This is a genomic window from Enterobacter sp. SES19, assembly GCF_011765665.1.
GTDB classification, from domain to species: domain Bacteria; phylum Pseudomonadota; class Gammaproteobacteria; order Enterobacterales; family Enterobacteriaceae; genus Enterobacter; species Enterobacter pseudoroggenkampii.
On sequence record NZ_CP050320.1, the window covers coordinates 1 to 15,691 of the forward strand.

General features: G+C 56.0%; 14 protein-coding genes. 6 read left to right on the top strand and 8 right to left on the bottom strand.

Going from position 1 to position 15,691, the window contains the following annotated elements; translation table 11 throughout:
* Positions 1 to 308 precede the first annotated feature (308 nt).
* Together GXP72_RS00005 and mdtD are read left to right on the top strand one after the other, a co-directional pair.
* Entirely contained in the window at positions 309 to 1,016 is a 708-nt protein-coding gene (locus GXP72_RS00005) for a FadR/GntR family transcriptional regulator (RefSeq protein WP_090420261.1), read from the top strand.
* The gene (gene mdtD / locus GXP72_RS00010) at positions 1,013 to 2,446 is read left to right on the top strand and encodes a multidrug transporter subunit MdtD (RefSeq protein ID WP_208763367.1); all 1,434 of its coding nucleotides are present in this window, start codon (positions 1,013 to 1,015) and stop codon (positions 2,444 to 2,446) included. Before GXP72_RS00005 ends, mdtD begins: the two co-directional genes overlap by 4 nt.
* On the opposite strand, the gene rbsR is transcribed toward mdtD, so the two are convergent.
* The 7 genes from rbsR to kup all read right to left on the bottom strand — a co-directional run bounded on the left by rbsR (position 2,412) and on the right by kup (position 10,357).
* Positions 2,412 to 3,404 carry a ribose operon transcriptional repressor RbsR gene (rbsR, locus tag GXP72_RS00015; RefSeq protein ID WP_024907899.1) on the bottom strand — a complete coding sequence of 331 codons (993 nt, stop codon included), beginning with the start codon at positions 3,402 to 3,404 and terminating at the stop codon, positions 2,412 to 2,414. The two genes, mdtD and rbsR, sit on opposite strands and share 35 nt — an antisense overlap.
* A 3-nt stretch (positions 3,405 to 3,407) precedes the next feature.
* A complete protein-coding gene (gene rbsK / locus GXP72_RS00020; RefSeq protein WP_024907898.1) occupies positions 3,408 to 4,337 on the bottom strand; it encodes a ribokinase in 930 nt (309 codons plus the stop codon).
* A 104-nt stretch (positions 4,338 to 4,441) separates the two neighbouring features.
* The gene (rbsB, locus tag GXP72_RS00025) at positions 4,442 to 5,332 is read right to left on the bottom strand and encodes a ribose ABC transporter substrate-binding protein RbsB (protein WP_010426610.1); all 891 of its coding nucleotides are present in this window, start codon (positions 5,330 to 5,332) and stop codon (positions 4,442 to 4,444) included.
* 27 nt (positions 5,333 to 5,359) lie between these two features.
* Positions 5,360 to 6,325, bottom strand: a complete 966-nt coding sequence (rbsC, locus tag GXP72_RS00030; protein WP_006808742.1) for a ribose ABC transporter permease — start codon at positions 6,323 to 6,325, stop codon at positions 5,360 to 5,362.
* Between the two features lie 4 nt (positions 6,326 to 6,329).
* The gene (gene rbsA, locus GXP72_RS00035; protein ID WP_024907897.1) at positions 6,330 to 7,835 is read right to left on the bottom strand and encodes a ribose ABC transporter ATP-binding protein RbsA; all 1,506 of its coding nucleotides are present in this window, start codon (positions 7,833 to 7,835) and stop codon (positions 6,330 to 6,332) included.
* A gap of 7 nt (positions 7,836 to 7,842) precedes the next feature.
* On the bottom strand, positions 7,843 to 8,262 hold the full coding sequence (gene rbsD, locus GXP72_RS00040; protein WP_024907896.1) for a D-ribose pyranase: 420 nt from the start codon (positions 8,260 to 8,262) through the stop codon (positions 7,843 to 7,845).
* A 226-nt stretch (positions 8,263 to 8,488) separates the two neighbouring features.
* The gene (kup, locus tag GXP72_RS00045) at positions 8,489 to 10,357 is read right to left on the bottom strand and encodes a low affinity potassium transporter Kup (RefSeq protein ID WP_024907895.1); all 1,869 of its coding nucleotides are present in this window, start codon (positions 10,355 to 10,357) and stop codon (positions 8,489 to 8,491) included.
* A 222-nt stretch (positions 10,358 to 10,579) separates the two neighbouring features.
* Between kup and ravA the strand changes: the two genes are divergently transcribed.
* Together ravA and viaA are read left to right on the top strand one after the other, a co-directional pair.
* Complete coding sequence (gene ravA, locus GXP72_RS00050) at positions 10,580 to 12,076, top strand: ATPase RavA (protein WP_208763368.1); 1,497 nt, start codon at positions 10,580 to 10,582, stop codon at positions 12,074 to 12,076.
* Positions 12,070 to 13,521 carry an ATPase RavA stimulator ViaA gene (viaA, locus tag GXP72_RS00055; RefSeq protein ID WP_024907893.1) on the top strand — a complete coding sequence of 484 codons (1,452 nt, stop codon included), beginning with the start codon at positions 12,070 to 12,072 and terminating at the stop codon, positions 13,519 to 13,521. The genes ravA and viaA overlap by 7 nt, the downstream gene beginning before the upstream one ends.
* Here viaA and asnA read toward each other — a convergent pair whose 3' ends face one another.
* Entirely contained in the window at positions 13,522 to 14,514 is a 993-nt protein-coding gene (asnA, locus tag GXP72_RS00060; RefSeq protein WP_061716268.1) for an aspartate--ammonia ligase, read from the bottom strand. It abuts the gene before it with no gap.
* Positions 14,515 to 14,665: 151 nt separating this feature from the next.
* On the opposite strand from asnA, the gene asnC reads away from it, so the two are divergent.
* The gene (gene asnC, locus GXP72_RS00065; protein WP_024907891.1) at positions 14,666 to 15,124 is read left to right on the top strand and encodes a transcriptional regulator AsnC; all 459 of its coding nucleotides are present in this window, start codon (positions 14,666 to 14,668) and stop codon (positions 15,122 to 15,124) included.
* A 90-nt stretch (positions 15,125 to 15,214) separates the two neighbouring features.
* On the top strand, positions 15,215 to 15,664 hold the full coding sequence (gene mioC / locus GXP72_RS00070; RefSeq protein ID WP_023309786.1) for an FMN-binding protein MioC: 450 nt from the start codon (positions 15,215 to 15,217) through the stop codon (positions 15,662 to 15,664).
* Positions 15,665 to 15,691: the final 27 nt, after the last annotated feature.

Below are 15,691 nucleotides of genomic sequence, written 5' to 3' on the forward strand. Positions count from 1 at the left end.
GCCGCTTCGCTTTTCGCTGCGGCGCGGGGTGTGCATATTACGCTTTCCCGCTTCAGAGTCAAGCGTTTATTTTCGCTTTTCTCTGCTGACCCGGCGGCGTGTGTGCCGTTGTTCCGTGTCAGTGGAGGCGCATTATAGGGAGTTATTCCGAGGTGACAAGAGGAAATTTAAAAAAAATTTCCATCCGCGTTTTTTTTCACCAACAGAGGTGAAATCAAGCTACAAATTGTTCTATTTGATGTATCTGCAACCACAATCACATTCGAGGTGGCATAATTATCAGCATGAATCTTTAAGGAATAAAAGCGATGCCATTAAGCGCACAACAGCTGGCCGCCCAAAAAAACCTGTCGTATGTGCTGGCAGAAAAGCTGGCTCAGCGGATTTTAGCGGGTAAATATGCCCCGGGCAGCATCCTGCCGGGTGAAATGGAGCTGGGTGAGCAGTTTGGGGTGAGCCGTACCGCAGTGCGCGAAGCGGTGAAAACCCTGACGGCAAAAGGTATGGTGCTTCCACGTCCTCGTATTGGCACACGCGTGATGCCACAGAGTAACTGGAATTTTCTCGATCAGGAGCTGCTCTCCTGGTGGATGACGGAAGACAACTTTCATCAAGTCGTCGATCACTTTCTGGTGATGCGCAGCAGCCTTGAACCTCAGGCATGTCTGCTTGCCGCCATGCTTGGCACAGCAGAGCAGAAAGCGCAGCTTAACGCGTTGATGGAAGAGATGGTGTTCCTGAAAAAACACTTCAACCGCGAACGCTGGGTTGAGGTCGATATGGCCTGGCATGAACATATCTATATGATGAGCGCCAATCCGTTCCTCACCTCGTTTGCCTCATTATTTCATTCGGTGTATCACACCTACTTTACCTCTATTACACAAAACGACGTGGTAAAACTGGAATTGCATCAGGCGATAGTGGATGCCATTCAGGAAAGCGACGGGCAGCGAGCCCTGAGTGCGTGCCAGGCATTACTGGCTGCGCCAACCCACCAGCAGGTAAATAAATGACAAAGAAAAAAGCGCGCAGCATGGCCGGATTGCCGTGGATTGCAGCCATGGCGTTTTTTATGCAGGCACTGGATGCCACCATCCTCAACACCGCGCTTCCCGCTATTGCGCAAAGCCTTAACCGCTCCCCGCTGGCGATGCAGTCCGCCATCATCAGCTACACCCTGACGGTTGCAATGTTAATTCCGGTTAGCGGCTGGCTGGCCGACCGCTTCGGTACCCGTAGAGTTTTCATGTTGGCCGTAACGCTCTTTACGCTCGGTTCGCTGGCCTGTGCGCTCTCCTCGTCCTTAACGGAACTGGTTATCTTCCGCGTATTACAGGGTATTGGCGGCGCGATGATGATGCCCGTGGCGCGCCTTGCCTTATTACGAGCCTACCCTCGAAGCGAACTGCTTCCCGTGCTCAACTTTGTCACCATGCCGGGACTGGTCGGCCCGATACTGGGCCCGGTACTCGGTGGCGTGTTTGTCACCTGGGCAAGCTGGCACTGGATCTTCCTGATTAATATTCCGATTGGCGTTGCGGGGCTGCTGTATGCCCGCAAATATATGCCGAACTTCACCACGCCAAGACGCAGCTTCGACATGGGTGGCTTTTTCCTGTTTGGCCTGAGCCTGGTACTCTTCTCCAGCGGGATGGAGCTGGTTGGCGAGAAGATCGTCGCGACGTGGATGGCGCTCTCCGTTATCCTCGCCGGCGTGCTGCTGTTCCTTCTTTATATACGTCACGCGCGCCGTCACCCGACGCCGTTAATCTCTCTTGGGCTCTTCAACACCCGAACCTTTTCCGTCGGGATCGCGGGAAACATTGCCTCGCGTCTGGGGACGGGCTGCGTACCGTTCCTGATGCCACTGATGCTGCAGGTGGGTTTCGGCTACCCGGCCATGATTGCCGGCTGCATGATGGCGCCCACCGCAATGGGCTCGATTCTGGCAAAATCGACCGTGACGCAGGTGCTACGCTGGTTTGGCTATCGCAAGACGCTGGTTGGTGTGACGGTCTTTATCGGCCTGATGATTGCGCAGTTCTCGCTGCAGTCCGCCGCGTTACCCGTCTGGATGCTGATCCTGCCGCTATTTGTGCTGGGCATGGCGATGTCGACGCAGTTCACCTCAATGAACACCATCACCCTTGCGGATTTGACCGACGAGAACGCCAGTAGCGGCAACAGCGTGCTGGCGGTAACACAGCAGTTGTCCATCAGTCTGGGTGTGGCCGTGAGCGCGGCGGTACTGCGGTTTTATGAAGGTTTCGACAGCGCGAACACCGTCGAGCAGTTCCACTATACCTTTATCACCATGGGCGCACTCACCGTCGTTTCAGCGCTGGTCTTTATGCTGTTAAAACCGAAAGATGGCCGTAACCTGATTAAAGAACGCCATAAGGCGAAAGCTAAACCGAACCCCGTTCCATCAGAACAGGAGTAAGCTGCAGGCGTTGCTGCTGCAGCGTGGGCTGAGCCATTCGGTGGATCAACACATCGATGGCCAGCTCGCCCAGCTCATCTTTTGGCTGATGAATGGTGGTGAGCGGCGGCGTCATATAGCTGGCCAGCTCGATATCATCGTAGCCGATTACCGCCATATCGTCGGGAACACGCAAACCGGCCTGATATAACGCCTGATAGGCGCCAAACGCCATGGCATCGTTGCCGATAAAAACAGCCTGCGGACGCTGCGGCTGCGCCAGCAGCGTCTGCATCGCTTCAAAACCACCGTGAAACTCAAAATCGCCGGTAATACGGTACCCTTCCGGCACTGAAAGTCCTGCCCGCGCCATTGCGGCGAGATACCCTTCCAGACGCAAACGCGCCGGGGTTTTGTCCAGCGGGCCGGTAATACAGGCGATGCGGGTATAGCCTTTATCGATCAGATACTGGGTGGCCATATCGCCCCCCAGCAGGGAGTTATCCTGAATAAGATCGCTGGTGCCGTCGAACGGTGCCCAGTCCATCATCACCGTGGGAATGGAGGGGTAGCGCTGGATGATCTCTTTCGACGGCTGGTGCGTTTCGGTACAAAGCAGCAGTAGCCCGTCGACGCGTTTTTGCATCAGCGTTTCCAGGTTACGATTCATGCGCTGCTCGTCACCTTCGGTATTGCACAGCACCAGGCTGTAGCCACGCTCGAAGCAGCTGCGCTCCACGCCGCGAACCAGTTCTGAATAAAAGGGGTTGGTACTCGCGGTGATCAGCATACCGATGGTGCGCGTCTGGTTGAGCTTAAGGCTGCGCGCCAGCGCAGACGGCGCATAGTTGAGATCTTTTACCGCCGCTTCGACTTTCTCCCGAATCGCCTCGCTGACGAAGCGATCGTTGTTTATAACGTGAGAGACCGTCGAGGTAGAAACGCCCGCCATGCGGGCGACATCTTTCATTGTGGCCAAGCGTTACCCCTGCTGACTTAAGAATTCATCGATCTCTTTACGCCACGGAACGGAAGGCTGGGCGCCCTTGCGCGTCACCGCAATCGCGGCGGCAGCGTGTGCGAAGCGGATAGCGTCATCCATTCTCATGCCTTCCAGCAGCGCGGTCACCAGTGCACCATTGAAGGTGTCTCCCGCTGCGATGGTATCAATCGCCTTCACCTTAAAGCCCGGCACGCGACGGCCTTCGCCATTGACGCTTGCCCACACCCCACGGCTACCCAGGGTGATGATCACTGTTCCGATGCCTTTGTCGTGCAGCGCACGCGCGGCTCGCGCGGCATCATCATCGTTTTCAACGCGAATACCCGTCAGCTTTTCGGCTTCGGTTTCGTTCGGCGTGATGATGTCCACCAGCGCCAGCAGCTCGTCAGATAATACACGGGCAGGGGCCGGATTAAGTACGACAGTGGTATGATTTTCATGCGCAATTTTGGCGGCGGCCAGCACGCTTTCAACCGGCGACTCCAGCTGCATCAGCAGGGCTTCCGCTCCGCCGATGAGTGCACGTTGCGCTTCTACGCGTTCCGTCGTCAGCGCCGCGTTAGCGCCAGCATGAATACCGATGACATTCTCACCTTCTGCGTTGACGAAAATCAGCGCCACGCCGGTAGATTCCCCTGCAACAACGCTGACCGGTGCGATATCGATATTGTCGCTCGCCAGCTGCTTGCGTACGCGCTCGCCGGTATCGTCATCACCCGTGCAGGCGATAAACGCAATATTTGCCCCGCTGCGACCGGCAGCAACGGCCTGGTTTGCACCTTTACCGCCAAATGCCACCTGATACTGGTTACCCGTGACGGTTTCGCCCGGTGTCGGGAACGATTCAAGGTTAAGAATGTGATCGGCATTGATACTGCCAAGGACGACGAGGTTACCTGCGGTTTTCATGGTTGGATTGTCCATCAGAGAGCGCCACCGGTGTTACCCGGTGGCGTATGCCACACTTTTCTTTATTGGTGTCCCTCAGGCCGCCGTGACGGCCTGATTCGCCTTTACTGCTTGATGACCAGCTTCAGGTCAACCGGGTATTTGGCCTGAACTTTTTCGCCCTTCAGCACTTTGTCGGCAGTTTCAACGCCAGTGGCGCCAATCTGCTCAGGCAGCTGAGCGATGGTCGCAGCCAGTTTGCCATCGTTTACTGCTTTTTCACCATCCGGCGTGCCGTCAAATCCGACAACCATCACATCAGATTTACCAGCGGTCTGCAGGGCACGCAGCGCGCCCAGCGCCATTTCGTCGTTCTGCGCGAATACTGCCTGCACGTCAGGGTGCGCGGTCAGCAGGTTCTGCATGACGTTCAGACCCTTAGTACGGTCGAAGTCTGCCGGCTGGCTCGCCAGTACGTTGAATTTATGCGCTGCAACCGCCTGCTGGAAGCCTTCGCCACGCTCGCGGGCGGCAGACGTCCCGGCAATCCCCTGCAGTTCGATGACTTTCGCGCCTTCGCCGGCTTTCTTCGCGATGTAATCACCGGCGATTTTGCCGCCCAGCACGTTATCAGACGCAATATGGCTCACCACTTCGCCTTTGGTTGCCTGACGGTCCAGGGTGATTACCGGGATCTTCGCCTGGTTTGCCATCTTCACGGCGTTGCCTACGGCATCAGAATCGGTTGGGTTGATCAGCAGAATTTTGGTGCCGCGAACGGTTAAGTCCTGAACGTTAGCCAGCTCTTTCGCCGGGTTGTTCTGTGAATCCAGAACCACCAGGTTGTAGCCCAGTTTGTCCGCTTCTTTCTGCGCGCCATCCTTCAGAGAGACGAAGAACGGGTTGTTCAGGGTAGAGACAACCAGCGCGATGGTGTCTTTCGCCATGGCGTTAGCACTTACGGTTGCGCTCAGCGCGACAGCGGAAACCAGGGTAGCCAGTTTTTTCATGTTCATATCTAAGATGTCCTGTAGTGTCGTCAGTTACTGTTTTTTGTTGTCTACCAGTACCGCCAGCAAAATCACCACTGCCTTAACGATCATCTGGTAATAGGAGGAAACACCTAACAAATTCAAACCATTATTCAGGAAACCGAGGATCAGTGCGCCGATCAATGTCCCAACAATGCGACCTTTACCGCCCGCAAGACTCGTACCGCCCAGAACCACTGCCGCAATGGCGTCCAGCTCATACCCCGTACCCGCCGTTGGCTGCGCGGAGGAGAGGCGCGCCACTTCGATAATGCCTGCCAGTGACGCCAGCAGACCGCACAGGGAGTAAACGATAATTTTGACTTTATTAACGCTGATACCGGACAGGCGCGTTGCCGCTTCGTTACCGCCCAGCGCATAGATATAACGGCCCAGGCGAGTGTGATGCAGCATGTACCACGCCGCCAGGAAGACGATAGCCATGATCCATACCGGGGTCGGGACCCCCAGCGGGCGACCGATACCGAACCAGCCAAACAGATCGGCGTTATCGGTAAAGCCGGTATTGACCGGGCTGCCGTTGGTATAAACCATGGTCACCCCGCGCAGCAGCAGCATCATCACCAGCGTCGCGATGAACGCCTGAACGCGGCCTTTTGCCACAATCACGCCGGTGACGGCGCCTATCGCCGCACCTGCCGCCAGGGCAGCGGCCACGGCCACCAGCGCGTTGACTTCAATGCCGACAATCGAAGCGGCGATCGCGCCGGTGAGCGCCAGCAGGGAACCGACGGACAGATCGATACCTGAGGTCAGAATCACCAGCGTCATGCCGACCGCCATAATGGCGTTCACCGACGTCTGCTGCAGAATATTGAACAGGTTATTAACGGTGAAGAAATTCGGGCTCATGGTCGACACAATCGCGATCAGCACCAGCAGGGCAATCAGCGATTTTTGCTCCATCAGCCACGCCTTTGTGAAATAGCGGCGACCAGAAACAGCCTGGGTAGTCATCTTCTTACTCCTGATTCACGCGATTAAGCTTGCCCACAGCGGCAGCCATCAGAACTTCCTGGGTGGCCTGCTCGCGAGTGAATTCACCGCCGAGATGCCCTTCATGCATGACGATAATGCGATCGCTCATGCCTAATACTTCTGGCATCTCGGAAGAGACCAGAATGATGCTCAGACCGTCGGCCTTAAACTGGTTAATCAGCTGATAGATCTCTTTCTTCGCGCCCACGTCTACGCCGCGGGTTGGCTCGTCGAGGATCAACACTTTCGGACGCGTCATCAGCCCGCGCGCAATCGCCACTTTCTGCTGATTCCCGCCGGACAACAGGCCAATCGCCTGCTCCATCGACGGGGTTTTGACGTTAAAGAGGCGGATAAAATCGCTCACCGCCTGCTGCTCGTCTTTATGCTTCAGGCTGCCACCGCTGTGGCTGAAATAGCGCAGCGCGGTCAGGGACATGTTCTCTTTTACCGACATGCCCAGCACTAAGCCGTCGCGTTTGCGGTCTTCGGAGATATAGACGATGCCGTTCGCCAGACCATCCTGCGGTGAGCGGGTGACCACTTCATGGCCGTCGAGGGTGACATAACCGCTGGTGCGCGGCAGTGCGCCGTACAACACTTTCATCAGCTCGGTACGTCCCGCCCCCATCAGGCCCGCTACGCCCAGGATCTCGCCCTGGCGCAGGGTGAAGGTCACGTCGTTCACACCCGGGCCGCAGAGGTTGTCCACCTTCAGGCGGATCTCACCCGGCGCTTTATCCAGATGCGGGTACTGATCTTCCAGCTTACGTCCCACCATCATTTCGATGAGCGTATCTTCGGTCAGCGTCGCCACTTCGCGCTCGGCAATAAACTGCCCGTCTCGGAAAACGGTGACGTCATCGCAGATTTCGAAGATCTCTTTCATACGGTGAGAGATATAGACAATCCCGCGCCCCTGCGATTTCAGCTCGCGGATAACGCGGAACAGGGATTCGGTTTCGGTATCGGTCAGGGCGTCGGTCGGTTCATCCATAATGATGACCTTCGACTCGAAGCTCAGCACCTTCGCGATTTCCACCATCTGCTGATCGCCAATGGAGAGATCGCCCACCAGGCGGTCGCTCTTAAAGCGCAGGTTCAGCTTCGCCAGCAGCTTGTCCGCTTCGGCATACATGGTTTTCCAGTCGATCTTACCGAAGCGGTTCACGAACTCGCGGCCGAGGAAGATGTTTTCCGCAATGGTGAGTTGCGGGATGAGGTTCAGCTCCTGGTGAATAATACCGATGCCCGCTTCCTGAGAGGATTTCGGGCCATTGAAGGTGGTCTCTTTACCCAACCAAAGGAGTGAACCGGCATCGCGTTGATAGATACCGGTCAGCACCTTCATCATGGTGGATTTGCCGGCGCCGTTTTCGCCCACCAGCGCCATGACGCGCCCGGGGTAGACGTTCAGCGCCGCGCCGGAGAGAGCTTTTACGCCCGGGAACGACTTATCGATCCCTTTAAGTTGCAGTAATGCGTCCATGATGGCCTCAGAAGGTGACGCCAGCACAGAGAATGATATTCGCATACGGGGAACACTCCCCGCTGCGAATCACCGCCTGACTGTCTGCGGTTTGTTGTTTGAATTGTTCGTGCGTTGTGTAACGAATTTCTATGGTATTTCCCTGGTGTTGTTGCAGCTGCTCAAGGTGGCTGAGCAACGTTTCGTGGAGTTGCGGATTATGTTGTTTGATTTCCGCCGCGAGAATGACCGCCTCAACCTGCATCTCCGCGGTCACCACGTCCAGTACCTGCATAAACGAAGGTACGCCCTGCGTTAACGCCATATCGATACGGGTTGTGCTGCGCGGAACCGGTAAGCCTGCATCGCAAACCACCAGCGTATCGGTATGCCCAAGACGGGAAATAACCGATGAGATTTCTGAGTTGAGTACAGTGCCTTTCTTCATTTTCTTGCTCCACTAGCGAAACGTTTCGCTAAAAGTAGTGTAGCCCCAGAAATGTTCAGAAAACCATCATGACGTAACAGATTTGTGATCGACGTCGAAACGTTTCGCTAAGTGAAATGGCGTGGAGGTAAATGCAAAACGGTAACCCCCTGGTTACCGTTTTTTATGTTTGCGCCCTCTCCCTGTGGGAGAGGGGCGGGGTGAGGGCATCAGGCCGCACAAAGACTTAAATCTCGACCTGCGTTCCCAGCTCAATCACGCGGTTAGGCGGGATCTCAAACTGGTCAGGCGCACGCAGGGCATTACGCTGCAGGATGAGGTATAGCTTGCCGCGCAGGCGCAGATACCACGGGCGCTTGCCGATAATCAGCGACTCGTGCGACATAAAGAACGACGTCTCCATCATCCGGCAGCTCAGCCCTTCCAGGCCGCAGCGGTGGAACACCTCTTCCACGTTTGGCGTTTCACGCCAGCCGTAGCTTGCCACCACGCGCCAGAAGGTCGGCGACAGTTGCTCTATTTGCACACGACGCACATTGTGAACATACGGCGCATCTTCGGTGCGCAGCGTCAGCAGGATCACGCGCTCGTGCAGCACTTTGTTGTGCTTGAGGTTATGCATCAGCGCGAACGGAATGACATTCAGCGCGCGAGACATGTATACCGCTGTACCCGGAACGCGTACCGGCGGAGATTTCTCCAGAGAAGCGATCATCGCCTCCAGAGAATTCCCGTGCTCGTGCATGCGGCGCAGCAGGCGGAAACGCTCGCTTTTCCAGGTGGTCATGACAATGAACATCACCAGACCCAGCGTCAGCGGCAGCCAGCCACCGGAGACAATCTTGTCGAGGTTCGCAGAGAACAGCGGCACGTCAATGCACAGGAAGCCCACCAGAATCATCGCCACGAGGAATTTATTCCAGTGCCAGTTTCGGTACGCCACCGTGGTGGAGAGAAGCGACGTCAGCACCATCGTACCGGTTACCGCAATACCGTACGCCGCCGCCAGGTTACTGGAGTGCTCGAAGCTGACGATAACAATGACCACAGCGAAATAGAGCAGCCAGTTAATGAACGGGATGTAGATCTGACCCGACTCCATCTCTGAGGTATGGATGATGCGCATCGGTGAGAGATAACCCAGACGCACGGCCTGGCGCGTCAGAGAAAACACGCCGGAAATCACCGCCTGAGAGGCAATGACGGTCGCCAGCGTCGCCAGGATCAGCATCGGTACCAGCGCCCAGTCAGGCGCCAGCAGGAAGAACGGGTTCTTGATCGCTTCCGGGTTTTTAAGCAGCAGCGCCCCCTGACCGAAATAGTTCAGCACCAGCGACGGGAGCACCACAATAAACCATGCCACGCGGATAGGCAGTTTCCCGAAGTGACCCATGTCAGCATACAGCGCTTCCACACCGGTGATGGAGAGCACCACGGCACCCAGCGCCACAAAGGAAACCACTTTGTATTCGAGGAAGAAATGCACGGCCCAGTAGGGATTCAGCGCCTGCAGCACTTCCGGGTTCGCGATAATGCTGCGCAAACCAAGCGCCGCCAGGATCAGGAACCAGGCCAGCATAATCGGTGCAAACAGTTTGCCCACCAGCCCGGTACCGTGCTTCTGGATCATGAACAGCAGCGTCAGGACAATAATGGCCAGCGGAACCACCCATGAATCAAGTTGTGGAGCGATAATCTCCAGCCCCTCTATCGCCGAGAGGACCGAAATAGCGGGCGTGATAACCACCTCTCCGTAGAAGAAACTGCCCCCAATCAGGCCGATAATGACCAGCACAGAGGTCATTCTGGCCGAGGTATTGCGCCCGGCAAGAGACATCAGGGTCAGGATCCCACCTTCACCTGCGTTATCAGCACGCATAACGAAGGAGAGATACTTAACGGAAACCACCAGGATCAGCAGCCAGAAAATGAGGGACAGGAAGCCAAACACGGCATCGCGTTCAACACCAAAGCCAAACTGGCCGGACAGACATTCACGAAGCGTATAAAGCGGGCTGGTGCCAATATCACCGTAGACAACCCCGATCGCCGCAAGCGTTATTGCGGGTAATGATTGCTTATTATCAGTGCTCATAGACTAGTCTTTTCGTTTAAATAACAAATGTGTTCCTGGTCCCTTGGCCCACAAAAAGCGCACAGTATGCACGATTCATTGCAAAATCGTACCCCTAAATGCAACCGCATTAATGTAGCGCAAAGAAAATTGCGCCGCACTTCAGTCTATTACCAGCCCTGACTGAAACGTCTATACTCGCTTCAATTGGCCGCCACGACGGCGAAAGGATGCAAAACTATTATGGCTCACTCACATTTATTAGCAGAAAGAATTTCCCGCCTCAGCAGCGCGCTGGAGAAAGGCCTTTTCGAGCGTAGCCACGCCATTCGCCTCTGTTTACTGGCGGCGCTCAGCGGTGAAAGCGTGTTTTTGCTGGGACCGCCGGGCATTGCCAAAAGCCTGATTGCCCGCAGGCTAAAATTTGCTTTTCAGAATGCCCGCGCCTTCGAGTATCTCATGACCCGCTTTTCCACCCCTGAAGAAGTGTTTGGCCCCCTCTCTATTCAGGCGCTGAAAGATGAAGGGCGCTATGAGCGTTTGACGGCGGGGTATCTCCCTGAAGCTGAGATTGTCTTTCTCGATGAGATCTGGAAAGCGGGACCGGCCATTCTTAACACCCTGCTCACGGCGATAAACGAACGTCGGTTCCGCAACGGCGCCAGTGAAGAGAAAATCCCGATGCGCCTGCTGGTGGCCGCCTCTAACGAACTGCCCGAGGCCGACAGCAGTCTGGAAGCGCTGTATGACCGTATGCTCATCCGCCTGTGGCTGGACAAAGTGCAGGACAAATCAAACTTCCGCTCCATGCTGGTGAGCCAGCAGGATGAGAGTGAAAACCCGGTATCCGCTTCGCTGCAGGTGACGGATGAGGAGTATTACCAGTGGCAGCAGGATATCAGCAAAATCAAACTGCCTGACGCCGTATTCGAGCTGATCTATCTGCTGCGTCAGCAGCTTGATCTCCTCCCTTCTGCACCCTATGTCTCCGATCGTCGCTGGAAAAAAGCGATCCGCCTCCTGCAGGCCAGCGCCCTGTTTAGCGGCCGCGATGCCGTTGCCCCCATCGATCTGATCCTGCTGAAAGATTGCCTCTGGCACGACGCGGAAGGCATGAATCTGATGCAGCAGCAGCTTGACGTTTTGATGACCGGACACGCCTGGGCACAGCAGGCAATGCTCAATCAGCTGGGGGCGATTGCCCAGCGGCGCATCCAGCTCCAGCAGCAGCAAAGTGATAAAACAGCCCTGAAAGTGAATCGCCTGGGAGGCATGTTCGCCCGCAAGCCGCACTATGAGCTTCCTGCCGATCTGACTGGTACAACGCTCACGCTGCTGCTCCAGCAGCCGCTCAAGCTGCATGATATGCAGGTGGTACACATTACGATTGAGCGCGAGGCGCTAGCGCAGTGGCTGGATAAGGGCGGAGAGATCCGTGGAAAGCTCAACGGCATCGGCTTCGCGCAACCGCTGAATATGGAAGTGGACAGCAGCCAGCATCTGGTGATCCGCGACGTCAGCCTGCAGGGCTCGCGTCTGGCGCTGCCGGGCACCGCCTCGGACAGCGTACCGGAAGAGATTAAGCAGCAGCTGGAAGCGCTGGATACGGAATGGCACCAGCAGCATACCCGCTTTAGCGAGCAGCAAAAATGCCTCTTTATTCATAGCGACTGGTTAGGCCGCATCGAAGCCAGCCTGCAGGACGTCAGCGCGCAGATCAAACAGGCGCGTCAATGCTAACCCTGGATACGCTTAACGTTATGCTGGCCGTCAGCGAGGAGGGGTTGATCGAAGAGGTGGTCATAACACTTCTGGCGTCACCGCAGCTGGCAGCCTTCTTTGAAAAATTTCCGAAGCTCAAAAAGGCGATGACGGACGATCTTCCGCGCTGGCGCGAAAATTTGCGTCAGCGGTTCAGGGAGACCGAAGTTCCGCCTGAGTTAACGGAAGAGGTGGCCTGCTATCAGCAGTGCCAGCGGCTCTCCACGCCGCAGTTTATCGTCCATCTTCCGCAAACCTTGACGTTGCTCGACAAGGTCCACTCCCCGTTTGCCAGCCAGGCGCGGGCGCTGGTCACGGATAACGCCACTTTTACCCCGGCGCTGCACACCCTCTTCTTACAGCGCTGGCGCCTCAGCCTGGTGGTGCAGGCCACGACGCTAAACCAGCAGCTGCTGGATGAAGAGCGCGAACAGCTGCTTAGTGAAGTTCAGGAACGAATGACCCTGAGCGGCCAGTTAGAACAGGTGCTGGTGGAGAATGAAAACGCCGCTGGGCGTCTCTGGGATATGAGCGCAGGCCAGCTCAGGCGCGGGGACTATCAGCTGATCGTCAAGTACGGCGATTTTCTGACGCAGCAGCCCGAGCTGATGAAGCTTGCAGAACAGCTGGGACGCTCAAGAGAGGCAAAGTCGGTTCCAAAGAAAGACGCCCCGATGGAAACCTTCCGCACCCTGGTGCGTGAACCGGCCACCGTACCGGAGCAGGTCGACGGGCTCCAGCAGAGCGATGATATTTTGCGTCTGCTGCCCACGGAGCTGAGCACGTTGGGGATGACCGAGCTGGAGTATGAGTTTTACCGTCGGCTGGTAGAAAAACAGCTTCTCACCTACCGGCTTCACGGCGAAGCCTGGCGAGAGAAAATCAGCCAGCGGCCGGTCGTTCATCAGGATTTTGATGAACAGCCGCGCGGGCCCTTCATCGTTTGCGTGGATACGTCCGGATCGATGGGCGGGTTTAACGAGCAGTGTGCAAAAGCCTTTTGTCTGGCGCTGATGCGCGTGGCGCTCGCCGATCGCCGTCGCTGCTTCATCATGCTGTTCTCCAGCGAAGTCGTGGGCTATGAGCTGACGAACCAGCAGGGGATCGAGCAGGCAATCCGCTTCCTGAGCCAGCGTTTTCGCGGCGGCACGGATCTGGCCAGCTGCTTTCGCAGCATTGTGGAGCGTATGCAGGGCGGCGACTGGTACGACGCCGACGCGGTGGTGATTTCCGATTTTATTGCCCAGCGGCTACCGGATGACGTGGTGAATAAGGTGAAGGAGTTACAGCGGGTGCATCAGCACCGTTTTCATGCGGTGGCGATGTCCGCCCATGGAAAACCCGGCATCATGCGCATCTTCGATCATATCTGGCGCTTTGATACCGGGCTGCGTAGCCGCCTGCTCAGACGCTGGCAGCGTTAATTACAGAAGAGAGCCGACGCTTTCACGTACCTGCTGCGGCCAGACGCCACACTGAACCTGACCGATATGGGGTAATTGCAGCAACAGCATGGTCAGACGGGACTGGCCGATACCGCCGCCAATCGTCTGCGGCATTTCCCCACGCAGCAGCGCCTGGTGCCACTCGAGTTTGAGACGATCTTCATCACCGGTGACCGCCAGCTGGCGCTTCAGCGCGTCAGCATCCACGCGGATCCCCATAGAAGAAAGCTCGAATGCGTCTTCCAGTACCGGGTTCCAGACCAGAATATCGCCGTTCAGCCCGGCAAACTCGCCCTCACCCGCAGTGCTCCAGTCATCATAATCCGGCGCGCGAACATCGTGGCGTTTGCCATCAGACAGTTTGCCGCCGATCCCAATCAGAAATACCGCGCCCAGCTCTTTAGCAATCGCACGTTCACGGCCTTTGGCATCCAGATCCGGGAAGCGGGCCAGCAATTCCTGGCTGTGCACAAAGTGGATCGTATCCGGCAGGAACGGTGCCAGACCAAACTCTTTGCTTACGGCTGCTTCGGTCGCTTTGATCCCGGCGTAGATCGCCTCAACGGTGGATTTCAGCGTGCCGACGTGGCGCTCGCCGTCACCCATTACGCGCTCCCAGTCCCACTGGTCAACATAGACAGAGTGAATTGGGGTGAGGCGGTCTTCATCGGGGCGAAGGGCTTTCATGTGCGTGTAGAGCCCTTCGCCCGCGCTGAAGTCGTGTTGCCCCAGGGTTTGACGCTTCCACTTCGCCAGTGAATGAACCACTTCAAACTGGGCGTCTGGCAGTGTTTTCACTTTCACCTGTACCGCTTTTTCGCATCCAGACAAGTTATCCTGGGTCCCGTCACCCACGCGGCTTAGAATCGGCGCCTGGACTTCAATTAGCCCAAGTTTATCTTCCAGCTGGCGGGAAAAATGGGATTTAACGAAACTGATCTGGCGTTGTTTTGCGATGTAAGCGGTTTTCATTATTTATACTCCTGCGTCCTGTTGATATTGATTAAGCAACAGAAATGGCATCACATTCAATAACTCATCAACAAAAAGCCACCTTCACTTTTGATTCGATAAAATTAAACGCTAGAATAGAGTGATTCATTAATCTTCATAAGAAAAAGCTATGGAAAATTATCAGATCGACAATCTCGACCGCGGCATTCTGGAGGCGTTAATGGCCAATGCCCGTACCGCCTACGCCGAACTGGCGAAACAGTTTGGCGTCAGCCCGGGAACCATTCACGTTCGCGTAGAGAAAATGAAGCAGGCGGGGATCATTACCGGCGCACGCATTGACGTCAGTCCTAAACATCTGGGTTATGACGTCTGCTGCTTCATTGGCATCATTCTTAAAAGCGCCAAAGACTATCCTTCCGCCCTGGCAAGACTAAACGCGCTGGATGAAGTCACCGAGGCGTATTACACCACCGGGCACTACAGCATCTTTATTAAAGTCATGTGCCGATCCATCGACGCCCTTCAGCAGGTACTTATCAACAAGATCCAAACAATCGATGAAATTCAGTCCACCGAGACCCTGATCTCCCTGCAAAACCCGATCATGCGTACCATCCGCCCGTGATCGGGCAAATTCATTCCCACATTTTCCACAGGTAGATCCCAGCTCGCTCACAGCGTACAATGACCGTCTCTTTATCCAGGCGAGCGATCAATGGCGGACATTACCCTTATCAGCGGCAGCACCCTTGGTGGTGCGGAATACGTAGCGGAACATCTGGCTGAAAAGCTGGAAGATGCGGGCTTTTCCACGGAAACCCTGCACGGCCCGTTGCTGGAAGATCTCCCGACTGACGGGGTCTGGCTGCTGATCACCTCCACGCACGGTGCGGGCGATCTGCCGGATAACCTGCAACCTTTATATGACGAACTGCTGGAACAGCAGCCCGACCTGTCAAACGTCCGCTTTGGCGCAGTGGGGATCGGCAGTCGCGAATATGACACCTTTTGCGGGGCAATAGAGAAAGTCGAAGCCGCTGTCACCTCCTGCGGAGCAAAACAGCTGGGTGAAACGCTCAAGATCAACATCCTCGATCATGACATTCCGGAGGATCCAGCCGAGATCTGGCTCGCGGAATGGAAAAATTTACTCAAAAACGATTAAAGATCGCGCGAACAGATGTGGATAACT